Raw genomic sequence first — 22,151 nt, 5'->3', positions numbered from 1 at the left:
AGGCGGGCATCGACGAGACCATCCGGCAACGGATGCTGCAACCGGGCACCCTCACAGCACGCCCGGGACATCCGGAGGACGTCGCCAACGCCGTGCTGTGGCTCAGTTCTCCCGCGAGCGGCCGGGAAAGCGGCCATACGCTCAAAAATCGTGGCGACGGCCTGGTGCCTCTCTCCGGCGCCTGACCTGCGCGGCCTCATCGTGCCCAAAGGCCTAACTTGAAGTTGTGGTATGAGCGCGATGACAGCGGCGGCCCGAACTCGTAGGATTACCCGTCGAAGGGAGGCGTTCATGGATCGACCACCCGACCTCCGCCGTTCAGTGCTGTTCGTCGCCGGAGCGGATGCTCGGGCGCACGCCGACGCGATCGATGCCCGCGCCGACGTCTTGGTGCAGGACCTGGAGGACTTCACACCGCCCACTCTGAAGGACGAGGCGCGGCGGCGCTCCTCGGCGCTGTTCGCGAGGGCCCGGGCGGCGGGCAGCATAGTGGCTGTGCGAGTGAACCGGCTCGACGACGGCGGCCTCGAGGATCTCGATGCCGTCATCGCGGGCGAGCCGGCGCTCATCCTGTTGCCGAAGGCGGACGGTGGTCGGCAGATCATCGCGCTCGCCGACGCGATCGAGCAGCGGGAGGTCGCACAAGGGTTGCGGCCGGGCGGCATTGAGATCGTCCCGACGGCAGAGACTGCGCTCGGCGTGGTCCGGCTTGAGGAAATGGCGCAGGCCAGCGCGCGGGTTCGGAGCTGCTTGCTCGGCGCCGAGGACCTCGCCGCCGACCTGATGGCCGAGCGCGGACCCGACGGCGACGAACTCGCCTACGCCCGCCGACGCTTCCTGCTGGAGTGCCGGGCCGCGGGAATCGAGCCGATCGACGCTCCCTACACCTATTCCGACGAAGCGGGCTGCGAACGAGAGACCCTCCGCTCCCGCCGTCTCGGCTACCGATGCAAGAGCACCGTCACGCCCGCGCATGTTGGCGCCATTCACCGGGTGCTCACGCCGGGCGAGGAACAGATCGAGGCGGCCCGTCGCGTCGTCGCAGGGTTCGAGGCCGCGCGGGCGGAGGGCAAGGACCGCGCGCTCGTCGACGGTCTCTGGATCGAGCCGCCGGCCTACCGCAACGCGCAGCGGCTTCTCGCCCGGGCGGATCAGTTCGCCCGCGCGTCGCGTCCCGTATCGGCGCCTCGTTAGGCTTGCGCCCTCTCAACCGGCCTTTGCCGGCACGCAGGGACTTGGGCTCGCCAAGAGCGCGATCAAGCTGGTGGAGCGGACATCGCGGCGGTCAGAACCTGGCGCATTGCAGTGACCAGAAAGCCGTCTTCCTGCAGGCCCGTCAACATTTGCGGCCCGAGTTGCGGATCGAAGGCGAAGTCTCGCACGTCGAAGCGATCGCAGAGATCCCGGATGCACTGCTCCACTTGGTTAAAGTCGACGGCGCTGCCAGGGACCGGCTCAATGTGGTCTTCGTTGGCCCAGCGCGGGTATGAAACGCGATCGCGGTAGGCCCAATTTGACATTCCCGGCTCTACCCACATCATCGGCGCAAACGGCGCGGAAGTCATATGTAACACCACCGATGCATCTCTAGCCGCGCCCGCGAGCTTCTCAAGCTTCCCGGGCGGTACCCAAATCCTCAAGAACCGCCACGTTTGGGTAGTCGTAGATCGAAGAGGCCGAGCGCGGCGTCGGGTTCGGTCCGATCCGGCGCGTCTCCATCGTCGAGACCATGCAGTGCTTCGTGACGTAGGCGCTCGCACTTCTCGCATGGGCAGCCTCCTTTGATGTTGCCGACTTGAATACCGGCTTAACGGCGGCTTCAGGCGAGGTTCGTCGGCAGTTTGCTATTCCGCTCGCCCCAACAGCGAGAGGAATTGCCATGAGCACCGCCACACTGATCGGAACCATCACCGAAGATCCCATTCACGCGAACTGGCTGGCCCGTACGGCCGCCCGGATCGCCAAGTCCCTCCGGCACCGCTCCGACATGAAGCGGCTGGAGGCGATGGACGACCGCCTGCTTGCCGACATGGGGCTCTCTCGCGGCGCGATTGAGTACGCGGTGGATCGCGGTTGCTGACGCGCTCGGAGACGGGAAGTCCACGTGGTGGACGGCGTCAGCCGGCTCAACCTTGTCGGGGGCTGGAGGCCGACGAAAAGCTGGTCCAGCAAACTGACCTGCGTGAGCCCGGGCGGTTCTTGGCGGGCGCGAAACTCGGGGTTCCAACCAGGCGGGGATCGTGGGTAGGGATGTCGTCGAGCGCGCCCGGCGCGCCGCCGGCCCGGAGAGCTTCGACGTCCTCCGGTCTCGGCGAGCGCATCAGAGCGTCAGAAGCCGTGATGAATGGCGGAGCCGGAGGGATTCGAACCCTCGATACGGGTTTAAGCCCGTATAACGGTTTAGCAAACCGCCGCCTTCAGCCTCTCGGCCACGGCTCCGACGACGAAATCCCTAGACGAAGCGTCGGGGTGCGGTCAACCCGATCCCGCCGGATTACGCGGAAAGCGTGACGGGAAGCGGAAGCGGGTCGGACCGGGACGGGGCGCGGCGGCGGTCGGCGGTTGAGGACGCGGCTCGAGAACGGGTGGGCCCGTCGCGCTCCCGTGCGCCGCTCGTCCAGGTCAAGGAGACCGACGCGAGCCTGGAGATCGGGCGCGGAGGGGGCGGCTCGGCCCGGGCGCCGGACGAGAGGTGGCCGTACGGGCGATCGCCGCCTCAGGCCAGCAGGAGGACCTTGGCGACGAGCTCGGCCTGGCGCCGGCAGCCCGTCTTGTCAAAGATGTTGTTGACGTGCTTTCGCGCGGTCTGGGTCGATATGCCCAGGTCGTTCGAAAGTTCGGCCAGGGTCTGTCCGTTCGCCAGCCTGAGCGAAATCTCCGCCTCGGACGGCGTGAGCCCGAACACGTCGGCGAGAGACCTGCGGAGCTCCGGACCGGGCGGGTCGAAGCCGCGCAGGACGACGACGACGAAGCCGGCCGGGGCCGCGGGCGCCTCCCCGGGGACGGGCGGGGGACAGGCGGGCGGCGCCACGCAGACGAGGCCGCGCAGCCTGCCGGAGGGATCGCGGACGGGCAGCCGGTGCTCTGTCGCGCCCGGGCGCAGGGCGCCGTGGATCGCCGCCGTCAGTTCGTCCGCCGGGAGGGCAGGCCCGCGCGGCACGAGCCGGCCGTCCTGGTCGGCGAGCGGGCCCGTTCCGGCAAGCAGGCCGATGGCGGATGGGCTCGCGCCGAGGATGCGGGCGACGCCATCGACCGCGAGGCAGGGGAGCGGCATGGCCTCGACGATGCGGCGCAGATCGGGCAGGCCGGCCTCCGCACCCACGGAGTTCGGGCCGCCGAGGCGCAGGGCCGCACGGAGGCTCGGCCGAAGCGCGGCCAGGATCCGGATCGCATCCGGGCCGTCGCGAACCGCCAGGGCCGGCCCGTCGCCGTCGGCCCGGCCCGTCCGCACCCGGTCCGGAGGAGGGCTCAGGATCCCGGTGCCGGGCGAGCCAGGCTCTCCCGCCAGGGCGGCGAGGCTTTCCAGCGCGGAGCCGGGACGGCCGGACAGTCCCCCCGCCAGGCCCGGAAGACGGGCCAGCAGCAGCGCGAGCGCGGCGTCCGCCCGCGTCGGATCGGCCCCTACCGCCAGGATGGCCTCAGACAGCTCCGCGACGATCTGGAGGTCGTCCGCGGCATCGATCCGGACACGCGCATCCTCCGGGAGACCCGCACCCTGCCCCACCGACCTTGTCCCGTCGCCGGCGCGGAGACCCCGCGGAGCCTGACCCGTCGGACCGTCCCGTTCGTTCGACGGCGAAGCCGACCCGGCCATCGCTGCCGGCCGCGATCGCGCCGTGACGGAGTGCGTATCCCTCAACATATTCCACTTTGCCTAAAGTTTTTCACGCAAATTCTGAAGCAACATCTCTGTCGTTCCCTCATTTTCTTCGGATTGCCTCGAAAGACAAGGTCCCTTTTTCTCACATGCAAGATGTGACAGAGAATAACTCGCCATGGATGCTTTATCCTCTGAATCCCGCCTGAGTTGTACGTCGCGCGTCAGACGCGGGGCTTTTCAATGCTGCGACGCAGCGACGCGGCTTGACCGAAAGGCTTCGGGTGGCGATGCTCGTCACCCGCCGTCGACGCGGACCCTCGCCAGGGTCTTGCGGCATTGAACCCGCCGTCGGGCAGGGCCGGGCGCCCCGTGTGAGCCGACGCCGGGTCACCCGCCGGCGCGCGGCAGCCGCCCTGTCACGGGGCCGCGGCGAGCCAATCGACCGCTTAATTCTTGACCGCGCCCAATTCTTAGCCAGCTCTACACCGTTTGGGGTATTGTGTCGAAGCGCCAAGGCCGCTTTTCTTGCTGCTACCGTAACGTAATGGAGGTTCCTCACGGGCCTTCTTGCATACGGCTGCGTCGGGAACTCCCGAGAATGAGGCGGCCCACGCCTCCACAACGGGTGATCCCGGTCCCTTTTTCGGCAGGCTCCGGCCTGAAATTTTGCGCGTCACACAGGGCGGCTGGAGGGCAGTCACCCCGATGGCGGTAGCGTGGCGAAAGCGGTCGGTGGCGCGAAGTCGGACTGGGACGGAGCGCCGGACCACCGATCCACGCCGAACCTTGCGCCATGCTGCATTGCAAACGCGGGCGTCCCCGGGATGTCGGGAATCGCCCCGTAGGACCACAACGGCGGGGTCGATCCATCTCATGACGAGCCCGCGGGCGCCTATGACCGCCGATGCGATCAACTTCGTTTTCACGCGTTCGTAGATCATGATTACTGCAACCTTGCTTGCTGCCAGCGGCGGGCGAGCGCGCCGCCGAGCCCCTCGCGCACCGGACGGGCCGGGGACTCGCTGCACTGTCCAGGCGTCGCGGGTCGCCCGGCGAGTCGACCGCGACAGGGGCGCAGGAGGTGGTTCGGGCACCCGGGCGGACGGCACCGGAGGGATGCGATGAGCGGCGAGACGGAGGACGGCCGGCCGGCGGCGCCCGGCGTGGCCCTCGGGACGACACGCTGGTACGTGGCGGCGACCTTGCCCCACAAGGAAGCGGTCGCGGAGGTGAACCTGGCCCGCCAGGGCTTCCGGACCTTCCTGCCCCGCATCACGGCGACGCGCCGGCATGCCCGGCGCTTCGAGCAGATCCGGGCGCCGCTTTTTCCCCGCTACGTCTTCGTGGAACTGGACACCGGCCGGCAGCGCTGGCGGTCCGTGAATGGCACCATCGGCGTGACGTCGCTGATCATGGAGGGCGAGGGCCCGAAGCCGGTGCTCGGCGGCGTGGTGGAGAGCCTGATCGCCTCGGCGGACGACGGCGGACTGATCCGCTTCCGGTCGGGTCTGCAGGAGGGCGATCGCGTCCGGCTCGTGTCCGGGCCTTTCGCTGACGCGCTCGGCGTCCTGCAATCCCTCGACGGGAAGGGGCGGGTGAAGCTGCTCCTCGACGTCCTCAATGGCGGCTTCCGGGTCACCTCAACCCTCGACGCGCTCATCCCGGCCTGACACCCCCGTTCCGTCCCGCGGCCGACCGCGCCGCCCGGCCCCCTCGCCAGATCCCCTCGTCCTCGCCCCATGCCATTTCGGACATCCCGTCAAGGAACCGTGCTCGCGATCGCATCGGGCGGCGGACACTGGATCGAGATGCGGCGGATCATGCCGGCCTTCGAGGGCTTCGACGTCGCCTACGCGACCGTCCTCGAGACCTCCCGCGCCGACGTGCCGGGCATGCGCTTCCACACCTTCCCGGACTTCAGCCGCTTCGCCCTCGGCTCCCTGCCCCTGCTGACCCTGCGGCTCCTGAAGATCCTCTGGAGCGAGCGCCCGGCGGTCGTGGTCACCACCGGGTCGGCGCCCGCCCTCCTGTGCATGGCGCTGGCGAAGCTGCTCCTGCGGTCGAAGACCATCTGGATCGACAGCATCGCGAATTGCGATCGGCTGTCCTCCTCGGGGTCGGCCGCGCGCTGGTTCGCGGACGAGTGGCTGACCCAATGGCCCCATCTCGCCGGCCCGAAGGGCCCCCAGCATTGGGGGGCGGTGCTCTGATCTTCGTAACCGTTGGCTCCATGCTGCCGTTCGACCGGCTGGTGCGCAGCTTCGACGCATGGGCGGCCGCCCATCCGGAAGAGGAGGCGCACATCCAGATCGGTACGGGTCGCTACGAGCCGGTCCATGTGCCCTGGAGCCGCATGCTCGACGGGCGGAGCTTCGAGGAGAAGGTCGCCTCGGCCTCGCTCATCGTCTCCCATGCCGGCACCGGCACGGTGTTCGCGGCCTTCGAGCACGCCAAGCCGATCGTGATCGTGCCCCGCTACGCGGCGCTCCGCGAGCACACGACCGACCACCAGCTGCACACGGCCGCCTGGCTGCGCGGCAAGCCGGGGATCGTGGTCTGCGAGAAGGACGAGGACCTCGCCGCCAAGATCGCGGAAGGGCGGGGGCTGAGACCCAGCGGGGACGGCTTCTCGAAGACCGCGCCCCGAGCCTTCACGGACCGCCTCCGGCGCGCCATCGCGGACGCGGTCCGCAGGGACCCGCCGAAACCCTCCTCCAACTCCACCTTGACGCGAGGCTGAGCCATGATCCGTGTCGCCCTGATCGGGCTGGGCAAGATGGGCATCTCCCACCTCGCCATCGTCCGCTCGCACCCGTCGGTCGAGCTGGTCGCGGTCTGCGACACGGCCGGCTATCTCCTGGACGTGCTGTCCAAGTATACCGGCCTGAAGACCTATACGGACTACAAGACGCTGCTCGCCTCCGAGGCGCTCGACGCGGTGGTGATCTCCACGCCGTCGCGCTACCACGGCGAGATCGTCCGGGCCGCCCTGGAGCGCGGCCTGCACGTCTTCTGCGAAAAGCCGTTCTGCCTCGACCTCGACGAAGCACGGTCGCTCGTCGATCTCGCGCGGGCACAGGGCGTGGTCAACCAGGTCGGGTATCACTACCGCTTCGTCGGTGCTTTCCAGGAGGCGCACCGTCTGCTCCAGGCCGGCGCGATCGGGAGCGTCCACCATGTTCGCGCGGAGGCCTACGGACCGGTGGTCCTGCAGCCGAAGGGGGCGACGTGGCGGGCCAACAAGCGCGAGGGCGGGGGCTGCCTCTACGACTACGCCTCGCACGCGATCGACCTGATGAACTACCTCGTGGGTCCGCCCCGGGCAGTCTCCGGGTCGGTGCTGAACCGGATCTACTCGGCGGACGTCGACGACGAGGTCTACGCCACCTTCGACTACGGCCAGGGCATGCGCGGGCAGCTCGCCGCCAACTGGAGCGACGAGAGCTTCCGCAAGATGTCGATGAAGATCACGGTCTGGGGAACGGACGGCCGCATCACGGCCGACCGGCAGGAGATCCAGGTCTTCTACCGGGGAAGCAACGGCGCCGCCCTGGGGCTGAACAGCGGCTGGAACGTCCGCTACACGACGGATCTGACCTCCGAAGTCAGCTACTATCTGCGGGGCGAGGAATACTCCGCACAGATGGACCATTTCTTCTCGTCGATCGAGAATCGGTCGATCGAGAACGTTTCGCCCTTCTCCTCCGCCCTGCTGACGGACACGGTAATCCACCAGATCCAGCGCGATGCGCTCGGCGAGCGCGCGGAACCGGCGGCGGCGCGCCCCGCCCGAGGCGGGCTCGTCAAGCGCGTCTTCCGTTTTTCCTGATCCATCGTCGATCCCATCCGGAGGCCAGCCCGTGGACCGAATCCTGTTCGGCGACAATCAGTTCTTCGGGGTCAACCACATGTCGGAGGAGAAGGCGCGCGCGCAGGCGATGCGGTTCCAGGACTTCGGCGAGATCATCCGCGTTCTCGACATGGCCTATGACGAGGGCATCCGCACCTTCATGTGCACGACCCACGACCGGATCGCCCAGATCTGCGACCACGTGCGGGCCAACCCGGACCGGTACCGGGACTTCGTCTTCTACCCCTGCATGCCCTATGCGCACAAATACGCCAACGCCGTCACCGAGCACGGCATGCTGGAGGCCTTGCGACGGTTCCTTCCCCAGGGCGGCGCGCTCTCCGGGCTCCTGAGGGGCGCGACCTCGCTCGCCACCAAGGACGTGACGAATATCGCCAAGCTCCTGATCGATGCCGAGATGTCGATGTTCCGCGGGCTGAGCACCCCGGTGATCTTCATCCAGAACGTGGTGACCGACCTTCTCCTGGGCATGGGCTTCGACCAGGCCTTCAGGATCTTCGCGGACCATGTCGGCGAGGCCTACGGCGCCGAGCCGGGCTTCATCACCATGAACACGCCGCGCCTGCTCGACGTGCTGGACCGGCTCGGCATCGACAACCCGATCGTCTGCTCGAACATCAACAAGATCGGCTTCCGCATGAGCGGCGGCATCGCGCTCTACGAGGAGACGATCGCGACGCGGCGCTTCCGGCCGATCGCCATGTCGGTGCTGGCCTCGGGGGCGATCCCGGCCGACGAGGCGATCGCGTATGTGGCGGGGCTGAAGCGGGTCGAGGCGATCGTCTTCGGGGCGTCGGGGCGGGAGAACATCCGCAAGACGGCGGCCGCGATCGCGCGGCATTTCCCGGCCCCGGAGAGCGGGACGATCGCCCACCCGGTTCCGGCGGCGTGATGACGAGCCGTCCTACGGGCGCCTTGGACGGAGCCGGGTCCCGGGGGGGCCCCGAGCCCCGTCGAGGACAGCGCCCGGCCGGGCGGGGCGTCGCCCCGGGCCACGCCGCGGAGCGGATCTGCTTCGTGGTCGCGCCCGACGGGCAGTCCGGCGGCGGAATGGGGCGGGTGAAGGACTATATCGTCCAGCACGGCGCCGGCCGGTACGCCGGCCTGCGGATCGTGCCCCTGGTGACGCGCGACGACGGCGGCTTCGTCCGGTCGCTGCTCCTCACGCTGCGCGCCATCGCGCTGATCTGGGCGGCGCGGTTCACCGGCCGGCTGGGGCTGGTGCACGTGAACTTCGGAGACAAGGCGAGCGCGGCGCGCAAGGGCGCCGTCGTGCTCGCCACCCGGCTCGTCGGCGGGCCGGCGCTCTTGCATCTCCACGCCGTCGAGCTGCACCACGCCTACGCGCGCGGCGGCCGCCTGCTCCGCGCGCTCATCCGGCTGCCGTTCCGGGCGGCGACGCGGGTGGCCGTCCTCGGCGAGGCCTGGCGGGCGTGGGTGGTCGTCGAGTTGGGCGTCCCGGCGGATCGGGTCGACGTCCTCTGGAACGGCGTTCCGGTGGACGCCGCGGACCGGCGCGACCGCGCGTCGGCGGGCGAGCCCGTGCGCCTGCTCTTCCTCGGCAACCTGCTCGAGCGCAAGGGCGTCTCCGACCTGATCGCTGCGGCGGCGAGCCTCGACCCGGCCCTGCCCGACTGGCGGCTCGCCTTCGCGGGCGGGGGCGACGTCGCCCGCTATCGGACGCTGGCCGAGAAACTCGGCGTCGCGGGCCGGGTCTCGTTCGAGGGCTGGGTCGACCAGGACGCGGCACGCCGGCTTCTCGGCTGCGCGGACGTGCTGGTGCTGCCCTCCTACGACGAGGGGCTGCCGCTCGTCATCCTGGAGGCGCTCGGATCCGGGGCGGCGGTGGTCTGCACCCCGGTCGGCAGCATCCCGGAAGTCCTGACGGACGGCGACACGGCGCTCTTCTGCCGGCCGGGCGACAGGGACAGCCTGGCGCGCGCCCTCGACGCGGCGATCCGCGACCGCGCCTTGCGCGAGGATGTCGCGGCGGCGGGCCGGCGGCTCTACGAGCGGCGCTTCTCGATCGACGCCTTCCTGGGCGCGCTTTTCGCGATCTACCGCAGCTTCGGCCTCGAGGCGGCCGACCGCAAGGACCGGGGCGCGGCGTCGTGATCGCCTCCATCGACACGCTCCCGAGCGGGGCGCGGCTGCGGGCGGACGTCTGCATCGTCGGCGGCGGGGCGGCGGGCATCGCCCTCGCGCTGCGACTGGAAGGTCGGGGCCTCGACGTGGTGCTCCTGGAAGCCGGCGGCCGGCGCCGGTCGAGCGCCGCCCAGGGGCTCTATGCCGGCGAGGTGGCGGCCCCCGCTCTGCACAGCCCGACGGACCACTACCGGCACCGGGTGCTCGGCGGGTCGACCGCCACCTGGGGCGGGCGCTGCGTGCCGCTCGACCCGATCGACTTCGAGGCGCGAGACTGGATCCCCTACAGCGGCTGGCCGATCCGTTACGAAACGGTGGCCGCCTACTATCCCGACGCGCTGGCGCTCGCGGAGGCGGGCGACTGCGACTACCGGCCCGAGACGGCGGTCGATGGCGGCATGTCGCCGATGATCGAGGGGTACCGGTCCGAGGTGTTCGACCAGGGCAACCTGGAGCGGTTCAGCTGCCCGACCGACTTCGGCCGCCGCTGGGCCGGGCGCCTGGCGGAGAACCCGCGGCTCAAGGTGCTGCTCGACGCCAACGTCACCGAAATCGTGACCAGCCCCGACGGGACCCGCGTCGACCACCTGGAGATCCGCACCCTGGCGGGCAAAGCCTTCACGCTGGCGGCCGCCCGGGTGGTGCTCGCCACGGGGGGGCTCGAGGTGCCGCGCCTTCTCCTCGCCTCGCGGCGATACGACCCGCGCGGCATCGGCAACGCCCGGGACTGGGTCGGGCGCACCTACATGTGCCACATCGCCGGATCCACGGCCGATGTCCGCTTCAAGCCACGCGGCGCGGGCATCGACAACGGCTATGCGCGGACCTGGGACGGCGTCTACGTGCGCCGCCGGCTGCACCTCGCCCCCGAGGCGCAGCGGCGGCTCAGGGTCGGCAACATCGTGCTGCGCCTGCACCATCCCCGGCTGCCCGATCCGGCCCACGGGCGCGGGATCCTCTCCCTCATCTACCTGGCGCGGCCCTTCATCGGCTACGAATACGCGAAGCGGCTGCACGGGGGGACGCCCCTCACGGCCCGGCTGGCGGTGCGGCACGCGCTGAACGTTCTCGGCGAGGGCGTCGAGGTCGGGCGGTTCCTCGCCGGCTGGGCACGGCGGCGCACCTTCGCGGCGCGCAAGTTCCCCTCGCTCGTCGTGCAGCCGCAGAACGGGGCCTACACGATCGACGTTCATTCCGAGCAGGCCCCTAACCGCGACAGCCGGGTGACGCTCTCGACGCGCACGGACCCGTTCGGCATGCCCCGGGTGCGCGTCGACTGGCGGTATCTGCCCGTCGACATCGCGACGGTGCGGACCGCCATCGGGGCACTCGGCGAGGACCTGGCGGCGCGCGGCCTGGCGGACCTCACGTTCGATCCGGAGGCCGTCGAGGCCGACATGCTGCGGGACGGGGCCTTCGGTGGCCACCATATCGGCACCGCCCGCATGGCGGACACGCCGGAGCGGGGCGTGGTCGACGCGGACTGCCGGGTGTTCGGCCTCGCCAACCTCTATGTCGCCAGTTCGGCCGTGTTCCCGACCTCGGGCCAGGCCAACCCGACCCTGACCATCGTGGCCCTGGCGCTGCGCCTCGCGGACCATCTCGCCGGACTGCCGCGGGTGGCCGCATGAGGATCGTCGTGCTGGGCGCCGCCGGCTTCATCGGCCGGGCGGTGATCGAGCGAGCGGCCGCTTCGGGGCACCGGGCCGTGGCCGCGGTCCGGGATCCGCGACGCGCCGGCGGCTTGCGAGCCGGCGAGGTCCTCTCCGTCGACGCCACCGACCGTGCGGCGGTGGCGGCGGCCGTCGACGGCGCGGACGCGGTGGTCAACTGCGTGATGGCCGATCCGCGCAGCATGGCGGAGGCGACCCATGCGGTCTGCGAGAGCGCCCTGGCGGGCGAGGCGACGCGCGTCGTGCATATCAGCAGCATCGCGGTCTACGGCGCCGAGACGGGCCTTGTCGGCGAGGACGCGCCGCTCGCAGCCCACGATCGCTACGGCGGCGCCAAGGCGCGCTGCGAGGGGATCGTGGCGGCCGCCCGCGGGCGCGGCCTCGATGCGGTGATCCTGCGGCCGGCCCTCGTCTACGGACCGGGGTCGCCGCTCTGGGTGACGCGCATCGCCCGGCTCCTGCAGGCGCGCCGGCTCGGCGACCTCGGCGCGTCGGGCGACGGCTTCTGCAACCTCGTCCACGTGGACACGGTTGCGGCGGCGGTGCTGGCGGCGCTGGAGGAGCCGGCCCCGGCGCACCGGGTCTACAACCTGGCGCCGGAGGACCCGCCGACCTGGAACCGGTACCTCATGCATTTCGCACGCCGGCTCGGCGCCGTGCCGGTCGAACGGATCACACCGCGGCGGCTGGCGCTCGAGCGGGCGCTCGCCGCGCCGGTGCTGCGGGCGGCCGAAATCGCGGCGCGCCGGGTCGGTCGGGCCGACGCCGTGCCGCCGCCGATCACCCCCGGGCTCGCCGGGCTCTTCGGCCGCCGCGTGCGCTACGACGCCGCGCGGGCGCGGGATCTGGTCCGGGGCGAGGCCGTCGCCTGGGAGGCGGCGATCGACGCCATCGCGGCCGGGATGCTCCAGCAGGGCCGTCCGAGCCCCACGCCCGGCCGGGACAGGCTGCCGGGGACGCCCCGGCCGGACGCGTCCCTGGGCAGGGGGTCGGGTCCGTGCTGATCGCGGCTGCCGCCGTCCTGGTCCCTGTGCTCGGGTTCCTGATGCTGATCGCGCCGCCGTCGCTGCGCTGCCTGGCCCTGGTCGCGGTGGTGACGGTCGTGGTCGGCCTCGGGGAGTACTACCTCGACAACCGGGCCATACTCTGGCTGTCCTTCCTCTCGGCCGCCGGCTTCGGCGCGCTCGGCCTCCTCGACATCCTCGGCAGCCGCGGGCTGCGGCGAGGCGACATCCCGGCCTGCTTCTTCCTCTACGGGCTCTTCGTCGTCTACCTCGTCGTCGTGTCGCTCGCCAACTTCAACGGCGCCGGCGGCCTGGCGGTCGGTTTGAAGATCTATGTGCCGATGTTCCTGGCCACCTTCGCCTTCATCGCGGTCGGCAGCGCGGAGCGGCTGATCGCCGGGGCGGAGCGATTCTTCCTGGCGCTACCGTTCCTGCAGTTTCCCTTCGCGGCGCACCAGCACTTCTTCGTCGCGCCGACGCGCGGGGTGTCGTCCTTCGACGCGATCGTGGGCACGTTCGGCGGCAACATGAACGGCGGGGGGTCGAACGCCAGCCTGATGCTCGCCTCCATCATCTCGATCCTGGTCGCGATCGATCTTTTCCGGCGCGGGCGGCTCGGCGCGGCGTCTCTCGGCCTCGTCTGCGGGGTGGCGACGGCGAACATCCTCCTCGGCGAGGTGAAGGCGGTCTTCCTCTTTCTGCCTGTCCTGCTGGTCCTGGCGAACCAGAGGCTGATCCTGAAGAACCCGCTCCTGCTGCCCATGCTCGCCCTGCCCGTCCTGCTCTTCTCGGCGATCGGGATGGCGGTCTACGAGAACAGCTACTGGTCGCAGAACGACCAGTATTTCACGCGAGAGGGGACTCGCCTGGAGCAGTTCCTGGGCTACTTCTTCGAGGACGACTACATCAATTACGACACCGGCGAGGTCAGCCGGGGGGCATCCCTGGCGGTCTGGTGGTCGTCGGCGACGAAGGATCCGGTCGTCATGCTGCTCGGCAACGGCGCGGGGTCGACGCGGGCCGACAGCACGATCGCGAACGGGCGGACCGCGGCGCTCTTCGAGGGCATCGACGTGGCCTCCACCATGTTGACGCAGCTCCTGTGGGACAGCGGGGTGATCGGCGCCGCCCTGTTCCTCGCCTTCCTGGCGGCGATCCCGGCGGCGCTCTACCGGCTGGCCGGGCAGAAGGCCAACGCGGACCTCGGCGGTTCCCTGATGACCTTCTACGCGGTCGGCCTCTATCCGCTGCTGTCCTGCATCTACAATCGCTACTTCACGGACCGCCCGTCCGAACAACTCCTCGTAGCGTTCCTGATGGCCCTCGTGTTCCTGACCTCTCTCCCGTCCCGGGCGCGGCGACGCGTCCCCGCGGCGGTGCCGGTCGCGAGCCTTCTCAGGGCCTGAACCGTCCGGACGATGTCGCACCCCTGCCCCGCCTCCCCGACCCCGCGGCCCCTGCCCGGCGCCCCGACGGAGACCGACATCGTCGTCGTCACCTACTTCTATCCCCATCAGGTCGGCTTCGGGGACTTCGCGCAGCGCGTGGCGAGCCTCGCCGGCCTGGGGCGCGTCCTGCTCGTGTCCCGCCAGGACATCGCCGAACTGCCGGAATTCCGGGACATCCCCTTCGTGCAGCAGGTGATCGACAATCCCAGCGAGTCGCTCGCCGGCATCGTCCGCTATCTCGCCGCCGCCGCCCGCATCGTCCGGCGCGCCCGGCCGCGGGTGGTCGTCTGCCTCGGCACCCAGGTCTCCATGCTGCCGCTCCTGATCCCCGGCACCCCGGCGCTCGTCTACTGGAACGAGCACCCGCTGCACATCTTCGAATCCCGTGCCGGACGGCTGAAGCAATTCGCCAAGGACGCCGCCCGGCGCCTCTGCTTCGCGGGGGCGCGACGGGCGCGCTTCGCCATGCCGATCAGCGCGATGATGCGGGACGACCTGATGGACCACGGCGTGCCCGGCGACCGCTGCCCGGTCGTACCGATGGGCGTGGTCGAGGCTTTTGGCGCAAGGCCGGGGCGGCGGGCCGCCCGCGGCGACGCCGGGTCGCCGATCCGGTTGCTCTACGCCGGCACGGTCGCGCCGGAGCGAGGCCGGGATGTCATGCTGGAAGGGTTGGCGCGCGCGCGCAGCCGGGGTGTCGACGTCCGGCTGGATCTGATCGGGGCGAGTTCCGACCAGATCGACTATTGCCGGACCCGGATCGAAGAGCTGGGCCTGGGCGGGGCGGTCTCGGTGGAGGGGCGCATCCCGATCTCCGCGGTGCCCGACCGGATCGCGGAGGCGGACGGCGGAATCTGTCTTTGGGAGGACAGGCCGTACTGGCGATTCAATCCCCCGACCAAGCTCTTCGAGTTCCTGGTGGCGGGCGTGCCGGTGCTGGCGAGCCGGATCCGGACCCACACGGCCTATGTTCGGGACGGCGAGAACGGGCTGGTGTTCGACTACGACGCCGACCACTTCGCGGCAGCCATCCTGCGCTTCGCCGCGCTCGGTCCGCAGCGGCGGCGGCTCGCCGAATCCGCCGCGCGGGACGGAGCCGCCTATCTCTGGATCAGAAGCGAGACGGCCTTCCAGGCCCTGGTCAAGGACGCAATGCAAGCATCCGGGCGGCCGGCGCGCGTACCGGCGCCCGCGTCCTGACCTGCCGTTCCCCCGAAGCCTTGTCCATTCAGCCGCGACATCCGAGCCCCTGACCGCCTCCGCCTCCATTTTCCGGCACTTCGCCTGGTCCGCCCTGCGGACCTGGGGCGAGAGGCTGACGTCGCTGCTCGTCTTCGTCGTGCTGTCGCGGCTGCTGCCGCCCGCCGACATCGGGGCGCTCGCCTATGTGGGGGCCTTCCTGTTCTTCGCGCAGACCTTCGCGGAAGGGGCGCTCGGGGAATGGATCGTGCGGCAGCCGGCCACGACGGCGGAGGAGGAGAGTTCCGTCTTCTGGACGCAGGTCGGGCTGGGGGCGCTGGTCGGGGCGGTGGTGGCCGCCGGGGGGCTCCTGGCCGGCGAGGCGCTTCTCCGGCGGCCGGACGCCGCCGCCATCACGGCCTGGTTGGCGCTGGTGGTGCCGCTCTCGGCCATGGAGCGCGTGCCGGAGGCGTTGCTCCGGCGGGGGTTCCGCTTCGACCAGTTGGCGGTGCGCACCCTGATGGTATCGCTTGCGGGCGGCGCGGTGGGGATCGGGCTGGCGCTCGCCGGCTTCGGGGTCTGGTGCCTCGTCGCCAAGCAGCTCTTCGAGATCGTGCTCAGGGTCGCGCTGGCGTTCCGGCTGAGCGGGTTCCGCCCGCGGCTCCGCTTCCGCTACGCGCTCGGCCGGGAGGCGATCGCCTTCGGCGGCAGCGTCCTGGCGAGCCGGCTGCTCGACGCGACCAGCCAGCGGATCGACCTCGTGATCGTCGGCTCGATCCTCGGCCCGGTCACGCTCGGCTACTACGCGGTGGCGGTGCGCATCACGCAGCTGATCGCCGAGATGACGAACGGGATCATCTACACGGTGGCGTTCCAGCACTTCGTCGCCTGCGCGGGCGACCTCGCGCGGACGACGGCGCTGCACCGGCGGCTCCTCTCCGGCACGACCCTCCTCGCCGCCCCCGCGATCGCCGTCGCGGCGGCGACCGCGCCCTTGCACATGCCGCTCCTTTTCGGCCCGCAATGGGCGCCCGCCGTGCCGGCCATGCAGCTCCTCTGCCTGCTGCCGATCCTCGGCACGGTGGTCGTCTACTTCAACTGCCTCCTGCTGGCGAACGGGGCGAAGCGGAACGCCGTCCTCTTGAGCCTCGCGAGCCTCGCCTCGACGGTGGCGCTGACCACCGCCGGGACCTGGTGGGGCCTCCTCGGGGTGGCGGCCCTCCAGCCCGTCCGCGGCCTCGTCCTCCTCCTCCTCGGCGCCCGCCTCGCCCGCCCCGTCTCCGCCCCCGGCCCCGCCGGCTACGCCCGCGCCCTCGGCCCGGGCCTGCTTGCCGCCGGAGGGGCGGCGCTGGCGGCCGATCAGATCATGAGACTGCAGACAGGTCTCTCCCCCGTCCTCACGTTGGCGATGAGCCTTTGCGGTGCGGCGGCCATAGCCGGACCGATCGTCTTCGGGGTTGCCCGCACCATGGTTTCGGGCGGTCTCGCCAGGCCGGGCTCTCCGTCCCCCTGACCGAATGACCGGACCCGAGCCGCGAACATGAAGCTTTACGCATTCCGGGGAGAGTTCCCGAACTTCGGCGACGAACTGAACCGCCTGCTCATCCCGAAGGTGCTGCCGGGTCTGCTCGACGAGAACGAAGACCAGATTCTCCTTGCGATCGGTTCGGTCCTGTTCAACGACTTTCCTAGGCGCGCCCGGAAGGTCGTGTTCGGCTCCGGCTACGGCCGCTATACTCCCCCGCCCGACCTAGACCCGACCTGGGATGTCCACTGTGTGCGCGGCCCCCTGACGGCGCAGGCTCTCGGACTGCCGCCGGAGTGCGTCGCCGCCGACACCGCCATACTGGCCAACAGGCACCTCAGGCAACCGACCGGAAAGCGATACCGCGCCGGCTACATCCCGCACTGGGAGAGCCTGATGCGGGCGGACTGGGCAAAGGTCTGCGGGATGGCGAACGTGACCTTCATCGACCCGCGCTGGCCGGTGGAGCGCGTGCTCGACATGATCCAGGCCTGCGAAATGGTGATCGCCGAGGCGATGCACGGCGCCATCGTGGCTGATGCCCTCAGAACCCCCTGGCTCGCCGTCCTCCCGTTCCATCGCCGGCATCATTTCAAGTGGCAGGATTGGGCTCTTGCACTCGACCTGAACCTGGTTCAGCACCGGCTACCGCCCGCCTCGGCGGAAGAGGCGCGCATCTGGCTCAGGCCCGGCGGCAAGGGCGCGTCCCTGATCGCGGCCGCGACCCGTCTGGCGGCGCCGGCGATCGATCCTCGTCTCGAGGACAGAGCCGCCCGCAGCCTCGAGCGGCTCTCCCGCCAGGACCCGGTGCTCAGCTCCGATGCCTCGCTCGAGCGCGCCCTGGAGAAGCTCGAGACCAGTGCCGGCCGGATCCTCAAGACCTACGGCCGCGCTGGATGACCGCCGCAGCCGGCACCCGAAGGGCTGAACCGCCATGCCTCCGGTCGTGACCCTGATCGTGTGCACCCGCAACCGCGCGGAGCGGCTTCGGACGACCCTGGAGCATGTCGGGGCGATCCGGTCGGCGGTGCGGTGGGACCTGATCGTCGTCGACAACGGCTCGACGGACGGGACGGCGGCGGTCGTGGAAGCTTTTGCGGCGCGGCATCCCGGTGTCCCGACGCGGCTCGTCCCCTGCGAGGCTCCGGGCAACGGTGCGGGCCGGAATGCGGGGGCGCGGCAGGCGGACGGTGAGGTCCTGTCCTTCGTCGACGACGACTGCTACGTCCAGCCCGACCACGTCGACGAGGTCCGGCGCCTTTTCGCGGATCCGGACCTGCACTTCGCGGGCGGCCGCATCGTCCTGCACGACCCGACCGACGCGCCCCTGACGATCAACGAGTCCAGCGTCCCGGTCCGTGTGCCGCCGGGAGGGTGGGTCATTCCCTCCCTGGTGCAGGGCGCCAACCTCATGGTGCGGCGGCGTTCCTTCCTGGCGGTCGGCGGCTTCGATCCGATGTTCGGGGCCGGGGCGGCCTTCACGGGGGAGGACGCGGACCTCTGCAACCGCCTGAACTGCCGCGGCTTCGGCGGGGGCTACCTGGCCGCGCCGACGGTCCGCCACCACCATGGCCGCAAGCCCGACGGGATCGGGCGGCACAAGCGGCTTTACGCGCGCGGCTACGGCGCCCTGCTCGCCAAGCACCTGGTCTTCGCCGGGCACTCCGCCATCGCGGCGCGGGCCATGCTCCGGCATGCCCGCTGGCTATGGGCCGAAGGCGAGGCGGCCTCCCTCCTCCCGCTCCTCGGCGGGTTCGCGAGCTACTGCGCGGCCGCCTTGCGCCCCGGCGCCCGGACGGCGGCCGTCGCGGAGGCGCGCCCATGACCACTCCCCTCCGCATCCTGCAGTTCATCCCGGACGGGTGGCCGACCTACCGGCCGGACGTGGCGGTGCTGTTCGGCAAGGCGCTGCCGGCGGAAGGGGTCGCGACGGATCTCGTGGCGGTCGTTCCGGAGGGGGCGGAGGCGGGGGCGCCGTGGGCGGGGGGCGCGCTCATCGGCCTGCGGACTCGCGGCGGGCGGCTTCGCCGGCAGATGGGGGAAGCGGCCGGCTGCCTCCGGGTGCTGGCGCGGCTCGGCCGCGGCGATTGCGACGCCCTGCAGGTGCGCGACAAGCCGTTCCTGGCCGCCCTGGCGCTCCTGAAGGCCCGACGGCTCGGGGTCCCCTTCTTCTACTGGATGTCCTTCCCGATGGCGGAGGCCGCCGAGGCGGTGGCGCGCACGCACGGGCTGTCGCTCGGGCTCGCGCGCTATGTCTTCCTGCGCCTGCGCGGAACAGGCGGGCGGCACCTGCTCTACCGCTTCGTCCTGCCGCGGGCGGACCATGTCTTCGTCCAGAGCGAGCGCATGCTCGACGACGTCGCCGCGCTCGGGATCGCGCGCGAGCGGATGACGGCGGTGCCCATGTGCGTGGACCCGGAGCGCTTCACCGGACCGGCCGGGCCGGCCGACCCGGCGCTCGACGCCGCGTTGGCGGGGCGGCGGGTGATCGCCTATCTGGGCACCTGCGAGCGGGTGCGGCGGATCGACGTCCTGTTCGAGACCCTGGCGATCCTGCGGCGGACGGTGCCGGACGCCTTCCTGCTCGTCGTCGGCGACGCGATCGAGGCGGAGGACCGGGCCTGGCTCGACGCGCGCATCCGCGACTGCGGGGTGGAGGGCCACGTGCTCAGGACCGGCTGGTTGCCGAGCGCGGCGGCGCAGGCGGCCATGGCCCGAGCCGAGGTGGCGCTCGCGCCCATGGCGCCCGATCCCCTGCTCGACTCCACAACGCCGACCAAGCTCGTCGAATACCTGGCGATGGGACTGCCGGTGGTCGCCAACGCGCATCCTGACCAGAGTCGCGTCCTGGCGGAGAGCGGCGCGGGCCTTTGCACCGCCTTCGAGCCGGAGACGCTGGCGGCGGCGGCCGCGCGGCTCCTCGGCGACGGGGACATGCGGCGCGCCATGGGCGCGGCGGGGCCCGCCTATGTGCTGGCGCAGCGGAGCTATCCCGCGATGGCCGCCCGGCTGGCGGCGCGCTACCGGGCGCTCGTCGGGGCGCCCGCGGGCGCGGCGGGCGGGGCCCGTCCGGTCGCGGCGGTGCAGGGCGAGTGAGGGCGGTCGTCCGTCTCGCCCTGGCGGCGGCCGCGATGCTGGCCGTGCCGGCCGTCGCCGTGGCCGCGGCAGCGGCGGAATGGCTCCCCATGCCGGCGGCGTCCCTGGAGGTCGTGCCGGGCAGCCCGCTCGACCTCTCGGGCCTGACGCGGCCGGGGCCGGCCGGCGCCCAGGGGCCCGTCCGGGTGGCGGCGGGCGGCGGGTTCCTCGAATTCGCCGGAGAGCCGGGCCGGCCGGTGCGGTTCAACTGCAGCCAGGCCACCTTCGTGCCGCCGGCCGGCGGGCTGCCGGACAAGCCGACCCTGGCCAGGCTGGTGCGGCAGCTGAAGCTCGGCGGCTACGACGCGGTCCGCATCCACTTCATCGATGCGGTCCTGATGGGCGGGCGGCGCGCGGACTTCGACTACGATCCCGTCCTGCTCGACCGCTACTTCTACTTCCTCGCGGAGGCCAAGGCGGCGGGCCTCTACTGGATCGTCGACCTGCAGAGCTCGTGGAACGGCGCGCGCGGCAACATTTTCCCGCACCGCTGGGTGGGCGCGCACAGCCACGCGGAGGCCTTCGTGTCCGCGGAGGCGCGCGCGCACTGGCGCGGGCTGGTCGAGACGCTGCACGATCGGGTCAATCCCTACACGGGCGCCACGACGCTCGCCGACCCCGCGCTCGCCGGGGTCAACCTGGCCAACGAGAACGGCCTCGACTTCCAGCGCCTGGTCATGAAGCCGGAGCGCTTCGAGGCGACGCTCGGCCCCGCCTTCGCCCGGTGGCTGGCGGGGCAATACGGGAGCGAGGCGGCCTTGCGGGCGGCCTGGGGGGCGCTGCCGGAGGGGGAGTCGCTGGCCGCCGGCCGGATCTCGCTGCCGGGCCGGCGGGAGACGTCCGCCCGCTCGCGCGACTTCCACCGCTTCACGGCCGAGCTCGAACTCGACCTCTTCCGGGAACAGGAGGCCCACCTGCGGGGGCTCGGCTACCGGGGCCCGGTCGCGACCTACAACACCAACACCGGCCTGCACTCGGACCTCGGGCGGAGCCGGATGGCGTCGCTCGACCTGCACGAGTACCACACCGTGCATTCCTCGCTGGAGCCGGGCGGGCGGATGGAGGACACCAGCTCCCTCGACACGGCGGCCGGCTACATCCGGCGGCTCGCCTGGGGCCAGCACGCGGGCGCCCCGCTGATCGTGAGCGAGATCGGGCATCCCTACTGGAACAGCCACCGCCACGAGTTCGGGGCCGTCGCGGGCGCCTATGCGGCGCTGCACGGATGGAGCGCGCTTTGCCGGTTCAGCGAGCCGCTCGCGGTCGGGCTGGAGACGCCGGGCCGGTCGGAGCGGACGCGGCAGCTCATGCCGGGGCAGGTCGCCATCGACCCGGTGCTGCGGGCGAGCGAGACCGTGATCGCGTTCCTGTACCGGCGGGGCGACGTGGCGACGGACGGCGGAGCGCCGGTCACCGTCGGCTTCCGGCGGGAAACGGCGTTCGGGGCCGCCGCGCAGCGCGGCGTTCCCGAGCCGCTGTCGCTGGTCGCGCTCCTCGGACCGGTGCGGATCCGGCTGGTCGAGGATGGGGCCTCGGCGAGCGGCGACGCTCCGGAAGCGAACGCCGCCGGCGAACCCGACGTGATCCTCGGCGAGGCCGAGGCGGGCGGGCGCACACTGCTCGAAGCGCTGCAGACCCGAGGCGCCCTGCCGGCCGATGTCCCGGCAGACCTGGGGTCCGGCCGCCTCGTCAGCCGGACGCGGGAAATCCGGCTCGACCGTCGGTCCAGAATCCTGACCGTCGTCACGCCGCGCAGTATCGGCGTGGCCGGACGCGCGGGCGGGCGGGTCGAGGCCGGCGGCGCGATGCTGGACCTCGTGGAGGGGGACGGGTCGGCCTTCCTGATCGGCCTGGACGGCGAGGACCTGGCGTCGGCGCGGCGCCTGCTCCTGATTTACGCCACCGATGCAATCAACACGGGCGCCCGCTTCGCCGGGCCGGGCCGGTCCGAACTGGTGGCGGTCGGCACCGCGCCGATCCTCGTCCGGGCCGGGGTGGTGCGGGTCGCGCTGGCGGGCCGCACCGGGGACGGCGGCTGCTGGCGGGCCTTCGCGCTCGGGCCGGACGGACGGCGCACCGCACCCGTGGCCCTGACGGACCGGCAGGGGCGGACGGAAGCGGACATCGACACGGCGCGGCTACCAACAGGGCCTTCGACGTATTTCGAGATCACCCGCGTGGCGGGTGCCGACTGCGCGGCCACGCCTTGACGCCTCGATGGCGGCCGGGACCCGGCAGCCCCCTCGAGGCGCGGGCCGCCGAGGCAGGCGGTCGAACAGGTTACACGTAAAAGTTATCCACTATGCGAGATACCACCATTCTTGGCTGTTCTGCCGAGACATGCAGCATCC

The 22,151-nt window shown here is 71.4% G+C and carries 19 protein-coding genes and 1 tRNA gene; 17 read left to right on the top strand and 3 right to left on the bottom strand.

Going from position 1 to position 22,151, the window contains the following annotated elements; all coding sequences use genetic code 11:
* Positions 1-291: 291 nt before the first annotated feature.
* On the top strand, positions 292-1,194 hold the full coding sequence (locus WBG79_RS11210) for an HpcH/HpaI aldolase/citrate lyase family protein (RefSeq protein ID WP_337357189.1): 903 nt from the start codon (positions 292-294) through the stop codon (positions 1,192-1,194).
* A 62-nt stretch (positions 1,195-1,256) separates the two neighbouring features.
* On the opposite strand, the gene WBG79_RS11205 is transcribed toward WBG79_RS11210, so the two are convergent.
* Positions 1,257-1,565, bottom strand: coding sequence for a hypothetical protein (locus tag WBG79_RS11205; RefSeq protein ID WP_337357188.1), 309 nt, complete (start codon positions 1,563-1,565; stop codon positions 1,257-1,259).
* Between the two features lie 314 nt (positions 1,566-1,879).
* Between WBG79_RS11205 and WBG79_RS11200 the strand changes: the two genes are divergently transcribed.
* Entirely contained in the window at positions 1,880-2,080 is a 201-nt protein-coding gene (locus WBG79_RS11200) for a DUF1127 domain-containing protein (RefSeq protein WP_337357187.1), read from the top strand.
* A gap of 265 nt (positions 2,081-2,345) precedes the next feature.
* Here the strand turns inward: WBG79_RS11200 and WBG79_RS11195 are convergent.
* Both WBG79_RS11195 and WBG79_RS11190 read right to left on the bottom strand, forming a co-directional pair.
* A tRNA-Ser gene (locus tag WBG79_RS11195) sits at positions 2,346-2,439 on the bottom strand.
* A 277-nt stretch (positions 2,440-2,716) separates the two neighbouring features.
* On the bottom strand, positions 2,717-3,724 hold the full coding sequence (locus WBG79_RS11190) for a helix-turn-helix transcriptional regulator (protein ID WP_337357186.1): 1,008 nt from the start codon (positions 3,722-3,724) through the stop codon (positions 2,717-2,719).
* A gap of 1,217 nt (positions 3,725-4,941) precedes the next feature.
* Between WBG79_RS11190 and nusG the strand changes: the two genes are divergently transcribed.
* The 15 genes from nusG to WBG79_RS11115 all read left to right on the top strand — a co-directional run bounded on the left by nusG (position 4,942) and on the right by WBG79_RS11115 (position 22,010).
* Positions 4,942-5,490: a transcription termination/antitermination protein NusG gene (gene nusG / locus WBG79_RS11185; RefSeq protein WP_337357185.1), complete on the top strand. Its 549-nt coding sequence runs from the start codon at positions 4,942-4,944 to the stop codon at positions 5,488-5,490.
* A 99-nt stretch (positions 5,491-5,589) separates the two neighbouring features.
* Positions 5,590-6,030, top strand: a complete 441-nt coding sequence (locus WBG79_RS11180) for a UDP-N-acetylglucosamine--LPS N-acetylglucosamine transferase (RefSeq protein WP_337357184.1) — start codon at positions 5,590-5,592, stop codon at positions 6,028-6,030.
* Positions 5,976-6,560, top strand: coding sequence for a glycosyltransferase (locus WBG79_RS11175; protein ID WP_337357183.1), 585 nt, complete (start codon positions 5,976-5,978; stop codon positions 6,558-6,560). The genes WBG79_RS11180 and WBG79_RS11175 overlap by 55 nt, the downstream gene beginning before the upstream one ends.
* A gap of 3 nt (positions 6,561-6,563) precedes the next feature.
* On the top strand, positions 6,564-7,649 hold the full coding sequence (locus tag WBG79_RS11170; protein ID WP_337357182.1) for a Gfo/Idh/MocA family protein: 1,086 nt from the start codon (positions 6,564-6,566) through the stop codon (positions 7,647-7,649).
* Between the two features lie 31 nt (positions 7,650-7,680).
* Complete coding sequence (locus tag WBG79_RS11165; protein WP_337357181.1) at positions 7,681-8,583, top strand: hypothetical protein; 903 nt, start codon at positions 7,681-7,683, stop codon at positions 8,581-8,583.
* A 125-nt stretch (positions 8,584-8,708) separates the two neighbouring features.
* The gene (locus WBG79_RS11160; protein WP_337357180.1) at positions 8,709-9,806 is read left to right on the top strand and encodes a glycosyltransferase family 4 protein; all 1,098 of its coding nucleotides are present in this window, start codon (positions 8,709-8,711) and stop codon (positions 9,804-9,806) included.
* Positions 9,803-11,467 carry an FAD-dependent oxidoreductase gene (locus tag WBG79_RS11155; protein WP_337357179.1) on the top strand — a complete coding sequence of 555 codons (1,665 nt, stop codon included), beginning with the start codon at positions 9,803-9,805 and terminating at the stop codon, positions 11,465-11,467. The genes WBG79_RS11160 and WBG79_RS11155 overlap by 4 nt, the downstream gene beginning before the upstream one ends.
* The gene (locus WBG79_RS11150) at positions 11,464-12,513 is read left to right on the top strand and encodes an NAD-dependent epimerase/dehydratase family protein (protein WP_337357178.1); all 1,050 of its coding nucleotides are present in this window, start codon (positions 11,464-11,466) and stop codon (positions 12,511-12,513) included. The genes WBG79_RS11155 and WBG79_RS11150 overlap by 4 nt, the downstream gene beginning before the upstream one ends.
* Positions 12,507-13,919 (top strand): hypothetical protein, encoded by a 1,413-nt coding sequence (locus WBG79_RS11145; protein ID WP_337357177.1) that lies wholly within the window; start codon positions 12,507-12,509, stop codon positions 13,917-13,919. The genes WBG79_RS11150 and WBG79_RS11145 overlap by 7 nt, the downstream gene beginning before the upstream one ends.
* A gap of 12 nt (positions 13,920-13,931) precedes the next feature.
* Positions 13,932-15,161 carry a glycosyltransferase family 4 protein gene (locus WBG79_RS11140; protein WP_337357176.1) on the top strand — a complete coding sequence of 410 codons (1,230 nt, stop codon included), beginning with the start codon at positions 13,932-13,934 and terminating at the stop codon, positions 15,159-15,161.
* Complete coding sequence (locus WBG79_RS11135; protein ID WP_337357927.1) at positions 15,064-16,653, top strand: lipopolysaccharide biosynthesis protein; 1,590 nt, start codon at positions 15,064-15,066, stop codon at positions 16,651-16,653. The genes WBG79_RS11140 and WBG79_RS11135 overlap by 98 nt, the downstream gene beginning before the upstream one ends.
* 27 nt (positions 16,654-16,680) lie before the next feature.
* Positions 16,681-17,565: a polysaccharide pyruvyl transferase family protein gene (locus WBG79_RS11130; protein ID WP_337357175.1), complete on the top strand. Its 885-nt coding sequence runs from the start codon at positions 16,681-16,683 to the stop codon at positions 17,563-17,565.
* A 34-nt stretch (positions 17,566-17,599) separates the two neighbouring features.
* Positions 17,600-18,490 carry a glycosyltransferase family 2 protein gene (locus tag WBG79_RS11125; protein ID WP_337357174.1) on the top strand — a complete coding sequence of 297 codons (891 nt, stop codon included), beginning with the start codon at positions 17,600-17,602 and terminating at the stop codon, positions 18,488-18,490.
* Positions 18,487-19,761, top strand: a complete 1,275-nt coding sequence (locus tag WBG79_RS11120) for a glycosyltransferase (protein WP_337357173.1) — start codon at positions 18,487-18,489, stop codon at positions 19,759-19,761. Before WBG79_RS11125 ends, WBG79_RS11120 begins: the two co-directional genes overlap by 4 nt.
* Positions 19,758-22,010, top strand: a complete 2,253-nt coding sequence (locus tag WBG79_RS11115) for a hypothetical protein (protein ID WP_337357172.1) — start codon at positions 19,758-19,760, stop codon at positions 22,008-22,010. The genes WBG79_RS11120 and WBG79_RS11115 overlap by 4 nt, the downstream gene beginning before the upstream one ends.
* The last annotated feature ends 141 nt before the right edge of the window (positions 22,011-22,151 follow it).

Source organism: Prosthecomicrobium sp. N25 (genome assembly GCF_037203705.1).
Classification (GTDB): Bacteria; Pseudomonadota; Alphaproteobacteria; order Rhizobiales; family Ancalomicrobiaceae; genus Prosthecodimorpha.
The sequence above is the reverse complement of the archived record's forward strand: the minus strand, read 5'-3'. Positions and strand labels throughout refer to the sequence as shown.

Excerpts from the sequence above, each read along its gene's own strand:
- WBG79_RS11120 (WP_337357173.1), top strand. The coding sequence starts at position 18,487 with ATGACCACTCCCCTCCGCATCCTGCAGTTCATCCCGGACGGGTGGCCG.
- nusG (WP_337357185.1), top strand. The coding sequence starts at position 4,942 with ATGAGCGGCGAGACGGAGGACGGCCGGCCGGCGGCGCCCGGCGTGGCC.
- WBG79_RS11170 (WP_337357182.1), top strand. The coding sequence starts at position 6,564 with ATGATCCGTGTCGCCCTGATCGGGCTGGGCAAGATGGGCATCTCCCAC.
- WBG79_RS11200 (WP_337357187.1), top strand. The coding sequence starts at position 1,880 with ATGAGCACCGCCACACTGATCGGAACCATCACCGAAGATCCCATTCAC.
- WBG79_RS11125 (WP_337357174.1), top strand. The coding sequence starts at position 17,600 with ATGCCTCCGGTCGTGACCCTGATCGTGTGCACCCGCAACCGCGCGGAG.
- WBG79_RS11150 (WP_337357178.1), top strand. The coding sequence starts at position 11,464 with ATGAGGATCGTCGTGCTGGGCGCCGCCGGCTTCATCGGCCGGGCGGTG.
- WBG79_RS11140 (WP_337357176.1), top strand. The coding sequence starts at position 13,932 with ATGTCGCACCCCTGCCCCGCCTCCCCGACCCCGCGGCCCCTGCCCGGC.
- WBG79_RS11130 (WP_337357175.1), top strand. The coding sequence starts at position 16,681 with ATGAAGCTTTACGCATTCCGGGGAGAGTTCCCGAACTTCGGCGACGAA.
- WBG79_RS11175 (WP_337357183.1), top strand. The coding sequence starts at position 5,976 with ATGGCCCCATCTCGCCGGCCCGAAGGGCCCCCAGCATTGGGGGGCGGT.
- WBG79_RS11205 (WP_337357188.1), bottom strand. The coding sequence starts at position 1,565 with ATGACTTCCGCGCCGTTTGCGCCGATGATGTGGGTAGAGCCGGGAATG.
- WBG79_RS11210 (WP_337357189.1), top strand. The coding sequence starts at position 292 with ATGGATCGACCACCCGACCTCCGCCGTTCAGTGCTGTTCGTCGCCGGA.